This window comes from Streptomyces sp. NPDC005004 (genome assembly GCF_053600675.1).
Window position 1 is genome coordinate 16,320 of the sequence record NZ_JBSGAH010000010.1, and the last position, 16,992, is coordinate 33,311.

Genomic DNA, 16,992 nt, shown 5'->3' on the forward strand with positions numbered 1-16,992 from the left:
GCACCTTTCGGCGTGCGGCTCACGTCCGGGCGGTGCGGGGGATCGCCGTACTATCTCCCGCCATGTGACGGCGGTCACCCTTGCGTTCATTTAGTTCACGCCGGGATCGGCAGGCACACTGCTGGGATGCGTTCGCCCGCCCTCCCCCTGCCCCGCAGCCTCGCGGGCCAGCTCTTCGCCATGCAGGCCGTGCTGATAGCGGTCGTGGTGGCGGGGTACGCGCTCTTCACCTACGTCAGCGACCGGCGGCAGGCCGAGGACGCGGCCGTACGTCAGGTGCGGGCGGTGGCGCGGACCATCGCGGACGCGCCCTCGGTGCGGGCGGCGATCCGCACCCCGGACCCCACGGCCGACCTGGAGCCGTACGCCCTCCGGGTCACCCGGGACGCCGACGTCGACTTCGTGACGATCATGAACCCGGACGGCATCCGCTGGACCCACCCGCACACCGGGGAGATCGGCAAGCGGTTCCTGGGCCGGATCGCGCCCGCGCGACAGGGCCGGACGTTCACCGAGACGTACACCGGCACGCTCGGTCCTTCGGTGCGCGCGGTGACTCCGGTGCGGGACGACGGTCGGATCGTCGGGCTGGTCAGCGCGGGCATCAAGGTGGAGGCGATCAGCGCGCGGGTCCAGGACCAGGTGACGGCGCTGCTCGCGGTGGCGGGCGCGGCGCTGCTGCTCGGCGCGGTGGGCACGTACGTCGTCAACGCCCGGCTGCGCCGCCACACCCACGGCATGAACGCGGCCGAGCTGAGCCGGATGCACGACTACCACCAGGCCGCGCTGCACGCGGTGCGCGAGGGACTGCTGATGCTGGACGGGCTGGGGCGGGTGGCGCTGGCCAACGACGGCGGACGCGAGCTGCTGGACCTGGGCGAGGACGCGGTGGGCCGGTCGGTGGCGGAGCTGGGCCTGCCGGGTCCGCTGACCGGGGCGCTGCTCTCCGGGTCGTCCCGCGTGGACGAGGTCCACCTGACCGCCTCCCGCGTCCTGGTGCTCAACACCTCGCCGGTGTCGGGCGGGGAGCGCAGGGGCACGGTGGTGACGCTCCGGGACGTGACCGAACTCCAGTCTCTGATGGGCGAGCTGGACTCCGAGCGCGGCTTCAGTCAGGCGCTGCGCGCGCAGGCGCACGAGGCGGCGAACCGGCTGCACACGGTGGTCTCGCTGATCGAACTCGGCCGGGCGGAGGAGGCGGTGGAGTTCGCCACGGCCGAACTGGAGCTGGCGCAGGCGCTGACCGACCGGGTGGTGGCGGCGCTGGGCGAACCGGTCCTCGCGGCCCTCCTGCTCGGCAAGACCGCTCAGGCGAACGAGCGGGGCGTGGAGCTGGTCGTCTCCCCCGACAGCCGCCTGGACGACGGGGTCCTGCCGCCCGGCCTCACCGCCCGGGACCTGGTGACCGTCCTCGGCAACCTCATCGACAACGCGGTGGACGCGGCCCAGGGCGGTCCGGGCGCACGGGTGACGGTGACGGCCTACGCGTCCACCGACGCGCCCTCCCTGGTCCTGCGGGTGTCGGACACCGGGCCGGGCGTCGACCCGGCCCACGCGGGCCTGGTCTTCCAGCACGGCTGGTCCACCAAACCGGCCGGCCCCGGCGGAGGCGGCCGCGGTCTCGGCCTGGCCCTGGTCCGCCAGGCGGTGACCCGGCTCGGCGGCACCCTGACGGTGACGGATGCCGAGGAGGGCGGCGCGGTCTTCGAGGCCCGGCTGCCGCTGCACACCGGGGTCCCGGCGGGAGGCGAGGCATGACGCGCGCCGGAGAGCCGATCCGCGTCCTGGTCGTGGAGGACGACCCGGTCGCCGCCGACGCCCACGTCCTCTACGTCGACCGCGTCCCCGGCTTCACGGCGGTCGGCAGCGCCCCCACCGGCGCGCAGGCCCTCCGCCTGCTGGACCGCACCCCGGTCGACCTGCTGCTCCTGGACCTCCACCTCCCCGACGTCCACGGCCTCCAGTTGGCCCGTTCCCTGCGCGCGGCGGGCCACCAGGCCGACGTCATAGCGGTCACCTCGGCCCGCGACCTGGCCGTGGTCCGCGAAGGCGTCTCGCTCGGCGTCGTCCAGTACGTCCTGAAGCCGTTCACCTTCGCCACCCTGCGCGACCGCCTCCTCCGCTACGCCGACTACCACGCCTCGGCGGGCGAGGCGACGGGCCAGGAGGACGTCGACAGAGCCCTGGCCGCCCTGCGCGCCCCGACCCCGGCAGCCCTGCCGAAGGGCCTGAGCGCACCGACGCTGGAGCGGGTCACGGCCGTACTGCGGGGCGGTGCGGACGGTCTGACGGCGGCCGGGGTCGCCGAGGAGGTCGGCATCTCCCGCATCACGGCGCGCCGTTATCTGGAGTATCTGGTGGAGTCGGCCCGGGCGGTCAGACGGCCGCAGTACGGCCAGGTGGGCCGCCCGGAGCTGATGTACCACTGGCTGCCGGAGGGAAAGAGGCGCTGACGCCCCCTGCCTTCCGGCGGCACCGGCGAGAAGCCGGACCGGCTAGAAGACCGACTCCGCCTCGTCCATCCGCGACACCGGCACCGTCTTCAGCTCGGTGACCGCCTCCGCGAGCGGCACGAGGGCGATGTCGGTGCCGCGCAGGGCGGTCATGCCGCCGAAGTCGCCTCGGTGGGCGGCTTCCACGGCGTGCCAGCCGAAGCGGGTGGCGAGGACGCGGTCGTAGGCGGTGGGGGTGCCGCCGCGCTGGATGTGGCCGAGGATGACCGGGCGGGCCTCCTTGCCGAGGCGGCGCTCCAGCTCGTAGGCCAGCGCGGTGCCGATGCCCTGGAAGCGCTCGTGGCCGAACTGGTCGATGTCGCCCTTGCCGTAGTCCATGGTGCCGTCGATGGGGTGGGCGCCCTCGGCCACGCAGATCACGGCGAACTTCTTGCCGCGCGCGAACCGCTCCTCGACCATCTTCATCAGGTCGGCCGGGTCGAAGGGGCGCTCGGGCAGGCAGATCGCGTGGGCGCCGGCGGCCATGCCGGACTCCAGGGCGATCCAGCCCGCGTGGCGGCCCATGACCTCGACGACCATCACGCGCTGGTGGGACTCGGCCGTGGTCTTCAGGCGGTCCATGGCCTCGGTGGCCACGCCGACGGCGGTGTCGAAGCCGAAGGTGCGGTCGGTGCCGGAGATGTCGTTGTCGATGGTCTTCGGCACGCCGACGACCGGCAGGCCCGCGTCCGACAGCATCCGGGCCGCGGTCAGCGTGCCCTCGCCGCCGATCGGGATCAGCGCGTCGATGCCGAACTCCTCGGCCATGTCGGTCGCCCGCTCGCACGCCTCGCGCAGCCGGTCCCGCTCCAGGCGGGAGGAGCCGAGGATGGTGCCGCCGAGGGCGAGGATGCCGCTGACCGCGTCCAGGTCGAGGGAGCGGTAGTGGCCGTCGAGCAGACCGCGGTAGCCGTCCTCGAAGCCGATGACCTCGTCGCCGTAGTGGGCCACCGCGCGGTGCACGACCGACCGGATCACGGCGTTCAGGCCCGGGCAGTCGCCGCCTGCGGTGAGAACTCCGATGCGCATCGTGCTGTGTCTCCTGCTCGCTGTGGGTACCGGTGAGCCGCTTCGATTCTTTCATGGCCGTCGAAGAGCCGACGACCACCACCCTCCCGGGCACCCCCGCCGCCCCTGTTCCAGCACCGCGGCAGGAGGCGAAGCACACCCTGCGTGACCCCCGGGCTGACACGCGCCTTATCGACGGCCCAGAGTATTGTCAAGAGGGTTGTGCTCACCTCGGTGGGCGATTTTTGTGCCGGCGTACGGCGAGACCCCCAGGTGGCGGCCCGTACGAGCAAGGATCGGAGAGCACGCGTGACGCGCAGCGTGTACGTGACCGGGGTCGACCGGAGCGACGGCCGTCAGGTCGTCGAGCTGGGAGTGATGGAGCTGCTGACCCGGCAGGTCGACCGGGTCGGGGTGTTCCGCCCCCTGGTGCACGACGGGCCGGACCGGATGTTCGAGCTGCTGCGCTCGCGCTATCGCCTCACCCAGGACCCCACGACGGTCTACGGCATGGACTACGAGGAGGCGTCCACCCTCCAGGCCGAGCGCGGCACCGACGAGCTGGTCTCCGTCCTGGTCGACCGCTTCCACCGGGTCGCCCGCGGCTACGACGTCGTCCTGGTCCTCGGCACCGACTTCGCCGCCACCCAGCTCCCCGACGAACTGGCGCTCAACGCCCGCCTGGCGAACGAGTTCGGCGCCTCCGTGATCCCGGTCGTCGGCGGCCGCAAGCAGACCTCCGCCTCCGTGCTCGCCGAGACCCGCAACGCGTACCGCGCCTACGCCGGCCTCGGCTGCGACGTGCTCGCCATGGTCGCCAACCGGGTCGCCCGCGAGGACCGCGACGAGATCGCCGAGCGGCTGGCCGACCGCCTGCCCGTGCCCTGCTACGTGCTCCCCGACGAGCCCGCCCTCTCCGCGCCGACCGTCTCCCAGATCGCGCACGCGCTGGGCGCCAAGGTGCTCCTCGGAGACGACGCCGGGATGTCCCGGGACGCGCTGGACTTCGTCTTCGGCGGCGCCATGCTGCCCAACTTCCTCGCCGCCCTGACCCCCGGCTGTCTGGTCGTGACCCCGGGCGACCGCGCCGACCTGGTCGTCGGCTCGCTCGCCGCGCACAGCGCGGGCACCCCGCCCATCGCCGGTGTGCTGCTCACCATCAACGAGGTGCCGAGCAAGGAGATCCTCACCCTCGCCGCCCGCCTCGCCCCCGGTACGCCGGTGCTCTCGGTGCCCGGGACCAGCTTCCCCACCGCCGAGCAGCTCTTCTCGCTGGAGGGCCGCATGACGGCCGCCACCCCGCGCAAGGCGGAGACCGCTCTCGGACTGTTCGAGCGGTACGCCGACACCGCCGGCCTCGCGAGCCGGGTCTCGGCGCCGAGCGGCGACCGCGTCACTCCGATGATGTTCGAGCACAAGCTCCTGGAGCGCGCCCGCGCCGACAAGCGCCGGGTCGTGTTGCCCGAGGGCACCGAGGAGCGGGTGCTGCACGCGGCGGAGGTGCTGCTGCGCCGAGACGTCTGCGACCTCACCCTGCTCGGCCCCGAGGACCAGATCCGCAAGAAGGCCGCCGACCTCGGCATCGACCTGGGCGAGAGCCAGTTGATCGACCCGGCCACCTCCGCGCTGCGCGACTCCTTCGCGGAGAAGTACGCCGCGCTGCGCGCCCACAAGGGCGTCACGGTGGAGCTGGCGTACGACGTGGTCACCGATGTGAACTACTTCGGCACCCTGATGGTGCAGGAGGGTCTGGCCGACGGCATGGTCTCCGGCTCGGTGCACTCCACCGCCGCGACGATCCGCCCCGCCTTCGAGATCATCAAGACCAGGCCGGAGACCTCGATCGTCTCGTCCGTCTTCTTCATGTGCCTGGCCGACAAGGTGCTGGTCTACGGCGACTGCGCGGTCAACCCCGACCCGGACGCCGAGCAGCTCGCGGACATCGCCGTGCAGTCGGCGGCGACGGCGGCGCAGTTCGGCGTGGAGCCGAGGATCGCGATGCTGTCGTACTCCACCGGGACCTCCGGCTCGGGCGCCGACGTGGAGAAGGTCCGCACGGCCACCGAGCTGGCCCACTCGCGGCGGCCCGACCTGAAGATCGAGGGCCCGATCCAGTACGACGCGGCCGTGGACGCCTCCGTGGCCGCGACCAAGCTGCCCGGCTCCGAGGTGGCCGGCCAGGCCAGCGTGCTGATCTTCCCGGACCTGAACACCGGCAACAACACCTACAAGGCCGTGCAGCGCTCCGCGAACGCCATCGCGGTCGGCCCGGTCCTCCAGGGCCTGCGCAAGCCGGTCAACGACCTGTCGCGGGGCGCGCTCGTGCAGGACATCGTCAACACCGTGGCCATCACGGCGATCCAGGCACAGCAGCCGACCGCACCCGAAAGGTCTCCCGAGCAGTGACCCCCACCCGTGTCCTCGTCCTCAACTCCGGCTCGTCCTCGCTGAAGTACCAGCTCCTGGACATGCGGGACAGCAGCAGGCTCGCGGGGGGTCTGGTCGAGCGGATCGGCGAGCAGACCTCGCGCCTGGTGCACACCCTGGCCGCCACCGGCGAGAGCCGCGAGCAGAACGGCCCGATCGCGGACCACGACACCGCCCTGAAGGCGGTCGCCGAGGAGCTGGCCCGCGACGGGCTCGGCCTCGACTCGACGGCACTGGCCGCGATCGGGCACCGCGTGGTGCACGGCGGCATGTTCTTCACCGAGCCCACCGTCATCGACGACTCGGTGCTCACCGAGATCGAGCGGCTGATCCCGGTCGCGCCGCTGCACAACCCGGCCAACCTCACCGGCATCCGCACGGCCCAGGCGCTGCGCCCGGACCTGCCCCAGGTCGCCGTGTTCGACACCGCCTTCCACACGACGATGCCGGAGTCGGCGGCGCGCTACGCGATCGACCCGAAGATCGCCGACCGGCACCGCATCCGCCGCTACGGCTTCCACGGCACCTCGCACGCCTTCGTGTCCCGCGAGACGGCCCGCCTGCTGGGCAAGGACCCCTCCGAGGTCAACGTGATCGTGCTGCACCTGGGCAACGGCGCGTCGGCGTCGGCGGTGGAGCGCGGGCGGTGCGTGGAGACCTCGATGGGGCTGACGCCGCTGGAGGGTCTGGTCATGGGTACGCGCTCGGGTGATCTGGACCCGGCGGTCATCTTCCATTTGGCCCGTGTCGGCGGAATGTCCATGGACGAGATCGACACTCTTCTGAACAAGAGGAGCGGCCTGTTCGGACTGTGCGGGGACAATGACATGCGGGAGATCCGCCGCCGCATCGAGGAGGGCGACGAAGAGGCGTCGCTCGCCTTCGGCATTTACATTCACCGCATCAAGAAGTACATCGGCGCCTATTACGCCGTACTCGGGCAGGTGGACGCGGTGGCGTTCACCGCCGGGGTCGGGGAGAACGCGGCGGCCGTGCGGTCCGCGGCGGTCGCGGGCCTTGAGGGGCTTGGCCTGGCGGTGGACGAGGAGCTGAACGCCGTACGGTCCGACGGGGCCCGGCTGATCTCGCCCGCGTCCGCGCGGGTGGCCGTCGCCGTCGTGCCGACCGACGAGGAACTGGAGATCGCGACGCAGACCTATGCGCTGGTCGGAAAGAAGAGCTGAGCATTACACCGCAGTAACACGCCTGAGCGCATGTCCGCCCATTTGTATCTTCCACCGGCCGGAATATTCCGCAGTGAAACAAACCGATAGGATCGCCTCATGCGCCGTTCGAAAATCGTCTGTACTCTCGGCCCCGCGGTCGACTCCCACGAGATGCTCGTCTCCATGATCGAGGCGGGCATGAATGTGGCCCGCTTCAACTTCAGCCACGGCACCCACACCGAGCACCAGGCGCGGTACGACCGCGTCCGTGCCGCCTCCAAGGAGACCGGCCGCCCCATCGGCGTGCTGGCCGACCTCCAGGGCCCGAAGATCCGCCTGGAGACCTTCGCCGAGGGTCCGGTGGAGCTGGAGCGCGGTGACGAGTTCGTCATCACGACCGAGGACGTGCCGGGCGACAAGCAGATCTGCGGCACGACGTACAAGGGCCTGCCGGGTGACGTCTCGCGCGGCGACCAGATCCTCATCAACGACGGCAACGTCGAACTGAAGGTCATCGACGTCGAGGGCCCGCGGGTGCGGACGATCGTCATCGAGGGCGGTGTGGTCTCCGACCACAAGGGCATCAACCTGCCCGGCGCGGCCGTGAACGTGCCCGCGCTGTCCGAGAAGGACGTCGAGGACCTGCGCTTCGCGCTCCGCATGGGCTGCGACATGGTCGCCCTGTCCTTCGTCCGCGACGCCAAGGACGTGGCCGACGTCCACAAGGTGATGGACGAGGAGGGCCGCCGCGTCCCCGTGATCGCCAAGGTGGAGAAGCCGCAGGCGGTCGAGAACATGGAGGACGTCGTGCTGGCGTTCGACGGTGTGATGGTCGCCCGTGGTGACCTCGCCGTCGAGTACCCGCTCGAGAAGGTCCCGATGGTGCAGAAGCGCCTGATCGAGCTGTGCCGCCGCAACGCCAAGCCGGTGATCGTCGCGACCCAGATGATGGAGTCGATGATCACCAACTCGCGGCCGACCCGCGCCGAGGCATCCGACGTGGCCAACGCGATCCTGGACGGCGCCGACGCGGTCATGCTGTCCGCCGAGTCGAGCGTGGGCGCGTACCCGGTCGAGACCGTGAAGACGATGTCGAAGATCGTCCGCGCGGCCGAGGAGGAGCTGCTCTCCAAGGGTCTCCAGCCGCTGGTGCCGGGCAAGAAGCCGCGCACGCAGGGTGGTTCGGTCGCCCGCGCGGCCGCCGAGATCGCCGACTTCCTCGGCGCGAAGGGCCTGATCGCCTTCACCAAGTCCGGCGACACCGCCCGCCGTCTGTCGCGCTACCGCGCCGCCCAGCCGATCCTCGCCTTCACCACCGACGAGGGCACCCGCAACCAGCTCACCCTGAGCTGGGGCGTCGAGTCGCACGTCGTCCCGTTCGTGAACACCACGGACGAGATGGTCGACATGGTCGACCAGGAGCTGGCCGGCCTCAACCGCTTCAGCGCGGGTGACACCGTCATCATCACCGCCGGCTCGCCCCCCGGCGTCCCCGGCACGACCAACATGGTCCGGGTGCACCACGTGGGCGGCGACGCCAACTGAGGTACCCCTCAGGACAATTGACAGTGGCCCGGTTCCCCACGCGGTGTGGGGGACCGGGCCACTGCCGTGCGGCTCCCGGAAGGGCTCGGGGTCAGTCCGTCGTGTAGACGTGCATACCGGGAACGTGGAGGGTGCCGCCGAACTGGCCCGCCTGGGTCACCTTGGCGTCGGTGAAGTAGATCAGGGGGATGTTCAGCGGGGGCGGGCTGTCGGGGCTGAAGGTCACCGGGATCAGGCCGAAGAGGTTGCCGGAGATGCTCTCGGTGTACATCACGGTGTCGCCGTCGGTGATGGTGGACTTCGACCCCTTGGCGGCCTGGACGTGGTACGTCTTGCCCGCCTGCTTGTCCTTCACCGTCTGGTGCAGGTCCCCGATCTCGGTGCCGCCGGAGATGACGTACTTCAGCACCTTCTTGGTGGTGCCGTTCGCCGTGCGCACCTCGACGACGCCCTTGTAGTCGGCGCCCTTGAGCAGCAGGGAGCTGGCGTTGAGGTACCAGGGGTCGTCCGCCACCGGCACCTTGTTGTCCACGCCGCCCTGATCGTCGGTGGCCGTCGGACAGTCGTCCGGCGCGGCCGACTCGCTCGCGGAGGGGTCGGCGGACGGGCTCTGCGTGGCGGACGGAGTGGCCGTGGCACCGGCGACCTTCTCCAGGGTGTCCTGGACCGTGCGCGGCGCCTTCTTCGTGCTCGCGGCGCCACCGCTCGTACCGCCCTTGTCCCCGCCGCTCTTGTCCGTACCGGCCGCCGGAGCGGACGACGTGGCGGAGGGGGCGGGGGCGGGCGTGGAGGACGCGGCGGGTGCCGGGGTCGTCGCCCCGTCGGACGTCTTGCCGCCGGTCAGGACGTCGCCGATCGCGTCCCCGAGGGAGCCGAGCAGCCCGCCGTCGGCGGTCTTGGACGGGGCCGGGGTGGTGACCGCCGTACCGGAGCCGGACGCGGCACCGGAGGTACCGGAACCCGAGGCGCCCGACGTGCCCGAACCCGCCCCGGACGAACCGGAGCCCGTGGAGCCGCCCGTGCCGGTCTCGGCCTTGCCGTCGGAACCTGAATCCGGCGAAGAGGCGTTGCCCGATCCGTCCTGCGCCCCGGAGGTGGCCGAGGGGGACGGCGCGGTGGTGGCGGACGGCGCGGTGGAAGCGCTCGTGGAGGGCGTGGCGCTCGGGGACGCGGAGTCCTGGCCGCCGTCCAGCGCGTCGACGCAGTCCTTGTAGTCCGCCGCCTTCTGGCTGTTGGACGCGGGGCTGCTGCCGGTGCTGTCGGCGATGGCGAGCGTGGACGTGAAGCCCATGCCCATGATGACGGCCGTGGGCATCGCCACGGAGGCTATAGCCTTGCCGGCCGGCATGTGGAACCTGGTGAACAGCGGCTTCTTGGGGGCCGCGTGGCGGGGTCCGGTTCTCGCCCGGAACTCCTCCACACCGGTCCCGCGGGCCTCGTCAGCCGGCACTGTGCCTCCCGTTCGCCTCGTTGGCCGGGCTCGTTCCTGACAGGTCGTTCGACTCGATCCCCGCGTCCGCGGCCCGGGGCGGCGGTACGGCTCCGGCGACACCCTCGCCGGGCACGCCCTCGGCCGGTACGGTCCCCGCCTCGGACGCCTGGGCCGGCACCCCCGGTGCCTGCTTGGCCGCGGAAGCGGGCGCCCAGGAGACGGCCATCGCGCCGCCGACGAGGGCGAGCAGGAAGCCGACGATGAAGCCGCCGAAGTTGGAGACGGGCAGGGACACCAGCGCCAGCAGGATCGCCGCCACACCCGCGAAGGTGCGGACGTGCTTCTGGAACCAGAGGCTGATGCCGAGGACGATGAGGAGCACGCCGATGATCAAGGACCCCGACCCCGCCGTGGTCGCCATGGCCAGCGTCAGATGGCCGAGCTGCAGGTGGTAGTACGGGAAGTAGATGATCGGAAAGCCGCTGAGCAGCACGTAAAGACCGGCCCAGAAGGGGCGGTCGCCTCGCCAGGCGCGGAACTGCTGCCTCCGGCGGGTGAACTGGCCGGAATCGGCGACAGGGGTCTCGGCGCTCATGGAAAACAGCTCCCTGGTGCGGCGTTGCTGTGGTGGTGATGTGGGCCGCGTGTGAAGCGCGGCCGGAGAGGGGACGGGCGGGGGCGCCATCGGCTCCCCCGCCCGTCAGAGAGTGCTTAGTAGCACTCCTCGCCGTCCGTGGACAGCGACATCTTCAGCCCGCTCAGCTCGAACGTGCCGGCGGTGGTCGCCCACGCCGTCTGACGCACGTTGACCAGCGTGGCCGAGTCGGCCTGCTGGGCGAAGCCGTAGGGGTTGGCCTGCTCGCCGCCCCCCTTCATGCCCGGACCCTTCGAGGCGTCCTTCGCGGCCACACCGATGTCGATGTTGTGGAACGTCGCGTCGGCGCCCAGATCGGCGACATCGATGTAGATCCGGTCGGCCGAGACCGGCTTCTTGCCGCCGCCGGCCCGCAGGATCAGGCTGATCTTGCCGAGACCCGGAACCGGGGTGACGACCGACTGGCACAGGTTGGTGATGTCGGCGTGGTTGAACGCCGAGACCGCCACCGGGTGGGCGGTCTTCTTGCCGTCCAGCGTGTAGCCGTCGTCGATCGCGCCGTACTGGGCGAAGCCCTTGCCGTCGAGCCGGTCGGCGCTCACCTTGAACGACTGCCCCGACACGCTGAACGAAGCGGCCAGAGCGCCCTGCGCGAGGGCGACACCTATCGCTGCCGTAGCGGCGACGCTGGGCACCATGACCACAGCGAACCGCTTCCATCTGGTCCCGCCACGCACCTGGGACTCCATATTTCCTCCTTCTCGGACGTACATCTCCTGGCCCGGACCGCCCCAGGGGGGTTGCGACCGGACAGGGATGGGAGAAGTGCTACGTCCTCGGAAAGGAGAGCGCCTGCGCCCGACGGCGCGACCCGCGCCCGAACAACCGGCGTTCACCCCCGAGCGACAACCACTGGTCGCGCCTGACACACATCACGCACAACCTTCCGGACAGGCTTCGCCGCAGCGGCGAAGACCCCCCTGTCCCAGAGCCGGCGCCACTGCCGCCGACTCTGCTCGGTGGGGACACATTCACCGTGACCCGGCCGGGTGCCGGGGTTACGGAAATGGACCGAGCGTGGCCGATCGTGGTGCATTCTCGCCGCCCGCACAAGGGGCTTCGTTACTGCCTAGTAACGGCGGGATAACCGAAAGACGACTCAGTGGTCTCAAAGGGCGACGCACGGTGCCAACAATGGGCAGAACAAAGCCGCTGATCCTCGGGCGAAGCCGGACAGACCAACGACCTTGATTTACTCGGAGTAACAGCGGAGCCGATTACCAAGATTTGGCAAAGCGCGGCGGCTCCCATGCCACATCGGCCAATCCTTCACCGCCGCGCCACACGACCGACGACCCGTCAGAACAGCGCCCGGGCAAGTGCCCGGCGGGCCGCCACCACTCTCGGGTCCTCCGCACCCACGACCTCGAACAGCTCCAGCAGCCGGCGCCGCGCCGCGTCCCGGTCGTCACCGGCGGTGCGGGCGACGGTCTCGATGAGCCGCCCGAGGGCGTCCTCCACATGACCGCCCACCAGATCCAGGTCGGCGGCCGCGATCTGCGCCTCGACGTCACCCGGCTTCTCGGCGGCGTCCTTGCGCACCTTCAGCGGATCCATACCCTGCACCCGCTGAAGCAACTCGGCCTGACCCAGACCGAGTTTCGCCTCTGTGTTCGCCGGGTCGTCGGCGAGTACGTTCTTGTACGCCTGCACGGCACCGGCCAGGTCGCCCTCGTCCAGCGCCCGCACGGCCGCCTCCAGGAGCGCGTCGTACGGCCCCTCCAGCTCCTCGGCCGGGGCGGCGCCCGGCTGCGCGTCCGGGTCCACGGCCAGACCGGTCAGCCCGAAGCGCTGCTCGGCGACCTGGATCAACTGGTCCAGCGTCTCGCGGATCTGCTGCTCGCCGGCGGCCCCCTGGAAGAGGGGCAGCGCCTGGCCCGCGACCACGGCGAAGACCGCCGGGATCCCCTGGACGCCGAACTGCTGCATCAGCATCTGGTTGGCGTCAACGTCGATCTTGGCCAGCAGGAAGCGGCCGCCGTACTCGACGGCCAGCCGCTCCAGGACCGGGCTCAACTGCTTGCAGGGCTGACACCACTCGGCCCAGAAGTCGATGACGACCGGGACTTCGGCGGAGCGCTGGAGGACTTCACGCTCGAAGTCCGCCTCGTTGACGTCGACGACCAGATCGGCCGGGGAGATCGCCCCCGTGCCGCCGCGCCGGGCGGACTCGGCGCGCGCCTGCTCCGCCTTGGCCTTGGCCTCTTGGGCCGCCTTCACCGCGGCGAGGTCGACGACGCCGCTCATGGACATGTTCCGTGGCTGCATGGGTCTATCCTCCCCCGTTCCCGCGCATGAAGGAAAAAAGCGATGTCGGTCGGCGCCGGGGTCCCCACCCCGCGCCGGTGGCCGTCGCCCGCGTACGTCCGTCGCGAGCTTTCGCTACGAGTCGTAGCGTAATGGCAGAAGGGGTTCCGGCGACACCCCTTCCCGGTGATCTCCCTCACGACGGTCCGGAGGTGGCCGGTTATGGTCGGGGACATGCAGAGCCGCACCCCAGCAGGACGTACGGGCCGCCCGCGCAGCGCCGCCGCGGACGCCGCGATCCTGGCCGCCACCCGTGAGGCCCTGGTGGAACTGGGTTGGTCCCGGCTCACCCTGGGAGACGTGGCGACGCGCGCCGGGGTTGCGAAGACGACCCTCTACCGCCGCTGGTCCGGCAAGAACGAGCTGGTGGTCGACGCGATCGCCGAGCTGTTCAACGAGCTGGAGGTGCCCGACCGCGGCAGCCTCGGCGCCGACATCGAGGGCGTGGTACTCCAGTTCGCGGCCATCCTGGCCCGCCCGGAGGCCAGGAACGGCCTGATCGCCGTGGTCGCGGAGGCCACCCGGGACGACGCGCTGCGCGAGCGCATCCGCCATTCGATCGTCGGGCGCCAGAAACACCTGGTCGTCACGGGGCGCGAGCGGGCGCGCGAACGCGGCGAACTCCCGCCGGAGTCCGACCCGGAGGCGGCCTGCCGCGCCATCGACCTCATCTTCGACATCGTCGCGGGCACGGTGGTGCACCGGATGCTGGTGAGCGCGGAACCGGCGGACACCGAGTGGGTACGGCGTTTCATCGCGGTACTGCTCACGGGTATCACGGCGGCCGAGGGCTGAACTCCCCACTGCACGCGGGACGTTGGGGTGTGAAGGTCTTGCGGGCATGACATGTTCAGGTCACCATGTCCTGCGAGCTCTACTCGCATAGAACGTCACCCGGCTTCACGTCCGGCCGTCGCCCCCGCACCACCTCCCTGACAGTGCGTCACTCCCCCACCTGGCCAGTCGCATCCGGAGGGATCGATCCCGTGAGACCCCGTCAGTCACCCCGCCGCGCCGCCCAGGCCGTCACCGCGGCCACCCTGCTCGCCCTCGCCGCCACCCAGGCCCTCATCGCCGCCCCCTCGGCCACCGCCGCGCCGGCGACCTCCACCCACGCCCACTCCGCCACCGCGCGGCAGGTCACCGGCGCCCAGGACCGCGCCGCCCGGGCCATCGCCCGGTCCCTGGGCGACCGGAGCTGGCGCACCCGCCTGCGCACGGCCGTCCTCACCTCCCCGGACGTGGCCGTCACCCCGCTCGCCGCCAAGGCCGACCCCGCCCTGCAGTCCGACCTCACCGCCGCCGACCACGCCATCGCCGACGCCAAGGGTCTTGGCGGCAAGGTCGGCTCCCTGCTGCGACTCCGGCTCGGCGCCCGCACCATGCGCGCCGCTTTGGCCGACGGCACCGCCCCCTGGGTCGCGGCGGCCGCCTCCGACGACGACACCACGACGGTCACCGCCTACGACAGCCGGGGCCGTGCCCACACCCTGGACGCCCGCAAGGCCCCCGAGCACCCGGTGTACGTCGTCGACGTCGACGGCAGCAGGGCGCTCGCGGCCGGACTCGACGTCCTGCGCGACGAGCTGGCGAAGAAGGGCGTGAGCTCGGCCGCCCCCGCCGCGGTGAACACCGCGACCGCGGGCCGGTCCGCGGCGGCTTCCGGCGGCTTCTGGACCACCAAGATCGACGCGGTCGAGCTGTCCGACGACGAGGAGCCCTGGGTCAAGGGCGCCGCCGAGATCTACACCCTGGTCTCCGGCTTCGGCCAGGACGGCAAGGTCCGCGTCGACCCCGTCGACATGCCCTACCTGGACTACGACGGCACGGTCTACCGGCCCAACCAGATCCTCGTGAACTGGTCGAACTACAAGTACGACCTCGCCGACGCCGTGATGATGGAGGACGACGGCGACACCAACTACCACGACCTCGCGGTCGCCATCGCCGACGCCCTGCTCACCATCACCGACCAGGGCGCCTACGTCCCGCTGGTGGACGCGATACTCAACGCCATCCCGACCTCCTGGTGGACCGACGACCCCGACTACGTCGACTCCTGGTACACCCTGGCGCAGAACTACAACGGCACCTACTACGGCGCCCGGGGCAACGGCTGGATGACCGTCGAGCCGTACTTCGTGCAGGAGTTCTGAGGGACGCAAGTTCCGAGAACGGCGCGGAACGACGGCGGGGCCCGCCGGGACGGCTGTCCGTCCCGGCGGGCCCCGTCGTACGCCGAGGGGGCTCAGAACCCGGCGGGCTCCGTGTAGATGCCCCACTCCTCGCGCAGCACCCCGCAGATCTCGCCCAGGGTCGCCTCCGCGCGCACCGCGTCCAGCATCGGGGCGATCATGTTGGAGCCGTCGCGCGCGGCGGCCAGCATGGCGTCCAGGGAGGTCTTCACGCGGGCCTCGTCGCGCCCGGCCTTCCGCTCGGCCAGCATCCTGACCTGCTCGCGCTCCACCTCGTGGCTGACCCGCAGGATCTCCAGGTCCCCGGTGACCGAACCGGTGTGGGCGTTGACGCCGACGACCCGCTTCTCCCCCTTCTCCAGCGCCTGCTGGTAGCGGAAGGCGGACTCGGCGATCTCGCCGGTGAACCAGCCGTCCTCGATCCCGCGCAGGATGCCGGAGGTGATCGGACCGATGGGGTGCCGCCCGTCGGGGTGCGCCCTGAGGCCCCGCTCCTTGATCTGCTCGAAGATCTTCTCCGCGTCCGCCTCGATCCGGTCGGTGAGCTGCTCGACGAACCACGAACCGCCCAGCGGGTCGGCCACGTTGGCGACGCCGGTCTCCTCCATCAGCACCTGCTGGGTGCGCAGCGCGATCTCGGCGGCCTGCTCGCTCGGCAGCGCGAGGGTCTCGTCCAGGGCGTTGGTGTGCAGCGAGTTGGTCCCGCCGAGCACCGCCGCGAGCGCCTCCACGGCCGTGCGCACCACGTTGTTGTACGGCTGCTGCGCGGTCAGCGAGACCCCGGCGGTCTGGGTGTGGAAGCGCAGCCACTGCGCCTTCTCGCTCTTCGCGCCGTACACGTCCCGCATCCACCGGGCCCAGATGCGGCGCGCGGCGCGGAACTTGGCGATCTCCTCGAAGAAGTCGACGTGCGCGTCGAAGAAGAAGCTGAGGCCGGGCGCGAACACGTCCACGTCGAGGCCGCGCGAGAGGCCCAGCTCCACGTATCCGAAGCCGTCCGCGAGGGTGTACGCCAGCTCCTGCGCGGCCGTCGCCCCGGCCTCGCGGATGTGGTAGCCGGAGACCGACAGCGGCTTGTAGGCGGGGATGCCCGCCGCGCAGTGCTCCATCAGGTCGCCGATCAGGCGCAGATGGGGCTCGGGCTGGAAGAGCCACTCCTTCTGCGCGATGTACTCCTTGAATATGTCGGTCTGGAGCGTGCCGTTGAGGATCGCGGGGTCCACTCCCTGCCGCTCGGCGGCGACCAGGTACATGCAGAAGACGGGCACGGCGGGGCCGCTGATCGTCATCGAGGTGGTGACGTCGCCGAGCGGGATGTCCTGGAACAGGACCTCCATGTCGGCGGCCGAGTCGATGGCCACACCGCAGTGGCCGACCTCGCCGAGCGAGCGGGGGTCGTCGGAGTCGCGGCCCATCAGCGTCGGCATGTCGAAGGCGACGGAGAGGCCGCCGCCGCCCGCGGCCAGGATCATCTTGTACCGCTCGTTGGTCTGCTCGGCGTTTCCGAAGCCGGCGAACTGGCGGATCGTCCAGGTGCGGCCCCGGTAGCCGGTCGGATGGAGCCCGCGCGTGAAGGGGTACTCGCCGGGCCAGCCGATCCGCTCGAAGCCGTCGTACACATCCCCGGGGCGGGGGCCGTACACCGGCTCGACCGGATCACCGGAGAGCGTGGTGAAGTCTGCGTCGCGCTTGCGCGCGGCGTCGTACCGGGCCTGCCAGCGGCGGCGGCCTTCGTCGATCGCGTGAGCGTCCATACCCTCGAATT

Annotated in this window: 13 protein-coding genes; 7 read left to right on the forward strand and 6 right to left on the reverse strand. The window is 71.2% G+C overall.

The annotated features are described in order from the left end of the window. Positions 1-126 precede the first annotated feature (126 nt). Positions 127-1,758, forward strand: a complete 1,632-nt coding sequence (locus ACWEEU_RS16025) for a sensor histidine kinase (RefSeq protein ID WP_451732772.1) — start codon at positions 127-129, stop codon at positions 1,756-1,758. Further along, positions 1,755-2,453: a response regulator gene (locus ACWEEU_RS16030; RefSeq protein WP_451732775.1), complete on the forward strand. Its 699-nt coding sequence runs from the start codon at positions 1,755-1,757 to the stop codon at positions 2,451-2,453. Before ACWEEU_RS16025 ends, ACWEEU_RS16030 begins: the two co-directional genes overlap by 4 nt. A gap of 42 nt (positions 2,454-2,495) precedes the next feature. On the opposite strand, the gene ACWEEU_RS16035 is transcribed toward ACWEEU_RS16030, so the two are convergent. Continuing rightward, complete coding sequence (locus ACWEEU_RS16035; protein WP_385747244.1) at positions 2,496-3,521, reverse strand: ATP-dependent 6-phosphofructokinase; 1,026 nt, start codon at positions 3,519-3,521, stop codon at positions 2,496-2,498. Positions 3,522-3,809: 288 nt separating this feature from the next. On the opposite strand from ACWEEU_RS16035, the gene pta reads away from it, so the two are divergent. The 3 genes from pta (at position 3,810) to pyk (ending at position 8,638) form a co-directional block, all read left to right on the forward strand. Continuing rightward, positions 3,810-5,906 carry a phosphate acetyltransferase gene (gene pta / locus ACWEEU_RS16040; protein WP_451732778.1) on the forward strand — a complete coding sequence of 699 codons (2,097 nt, stop codon included), beginning with the start codon at positions 3,810-3,812 and terminating at the stop codon, positions 5,904-5,906. Continuing rightward, positions 5,903-7,111 carry an acetate kinase gene (locus ACWEEU_RS16045; RefSeq protein WP_451732781.1) on the forward strand — a complete coding sequence of 403 codons (1,209 nt, stop codon included), beginning with the start codon at positions 5,903-5,905 and terminating at the stop codon, positions 7,109-7,111. Before pta ends, ACWEEU_RS16045 begins: the two co-directional genes overlap by 4 nt. Before the next feature lie 99 nt (positions 7,112-7,210). Further along, entirely contained in the window at positions 7,211-8,638 is a 1,428-nt protein-coding gene (pyk, locus tag ACWEEU_RS16050; protein ID WP_385747250.1) for a pyruvate kinase, read from the forward strand. Between the two features lie 91 nt (positions 8,639-8,729). On the opposite strand, the gene ACWEEU_RS16055 is transcribed toward pyk, so the two are convergent. The 4 genes from ACWEEU_RS16055 to ACWEEU_RS16070 all read right to left on the reverse strand — a co-directional run bounded on the left by ACWEEU_RS16055 (position 8,730) and on the right by ACWEEU_RS16070 (position 12,993). Further along, positions 8,730-10,088: a hypothetical protein gene (locus ACWEEU_RS16055; RefSeq protein ID WP_451732784.1), complete on the reverse strand. Its 1,359-nt coding sequence runs from the start codon at positions 10,086-10,088 to the stop codon at positions 8,730-8,732. Continuing rightward, the gene (locus ACWEEU_RS16060; RefSeq protein WP_451732787.1) at positions 10,078-10,665 is read right to left on the reverse strand and encodes a DUF6114 domain-containing protein; all 588 of its coding nucleotides are present in this window, start codon (positions 10,663-10,665) and stop codon (positions 10,078-10,080) included. Before ACWEEU_RS16060 ends, ACWEEU_RS16055 begins: the two co-directional genes overlap by 11 nt. A 116-nt stretch (positions 10,666-10,781) precedes the next feature. Next, positions 10,782-11,414 carry a DUF6230 family protein gene (locus tag ACWEEU_RS16065; RefSeq protein ID WP_385747256.1) on the reverse strand — a complete coding sequence of 211 codons (633 nt, stop codon included), beginning with the start codon at positions 11,412-11,414 and terminating at the stop codon, positions 10,782-10,784. A gap of 610 nt (positions 11,415-12,024) precedes the next feature. Further along, entirely contained in the window at positions 12,025-12,993 is a 969-nt protein-coding gene (locus tag ACWEEU_RS16070; RefSeq protein WP_451732790.1) for a tetratricopeptide repeat protein, read from the reverse strand. Between the two features lie 213 nt (positions 12,994-13,206). Between ACWEEU_RS16070 and ACWEEU_RS16075 the strand changes: the two genes are divergently transcribed. Both ACWEEU_RS16075 and ACWEEU_RS16080 read left to right on the forward strand, forming a co-directional pair. Next, entirely contained in the window at positions 13,207-13,827 is a 621-nt protein-coding gene (locus ACWEEU_RS16075) for a TetR/AcrR family transcriptional regulator (protein ID WP_385747260.1), read from the forward strand. A gap of 191 nt (positions 13,828-14,018) precedes the next feature. Further along, positions 14,019-15,188: a DUF3103 family protein gene (locus ACWEEU_RS16080; protein WP_451732793.1), complete on the forward strand. Its 1,170-nt coding sequence runs from the start codon at positions 14,019-14,021 to the stop codon at positions 15,186-15,188. A gap of 92 nt (positions 15,189-15,280) precedes the next feature. On the opposite strand, the gene ACWEEU_RS16085 is transcribed toward ACWEEU_RS16080, so the two are convergent. Then, complete coding sequence (locus ACWEEU_RS16085) at positions 15,281-16,981, reverse strand: acyl-CoA mutase large subunit family protein (protein ID WP_385747827.1); 1,701 nt, start codon at positions 16,979-16,981, stop codon at positions 15,281-15,283. Positions 16,982-16,992: the final 11 nt, after the last annotated feature.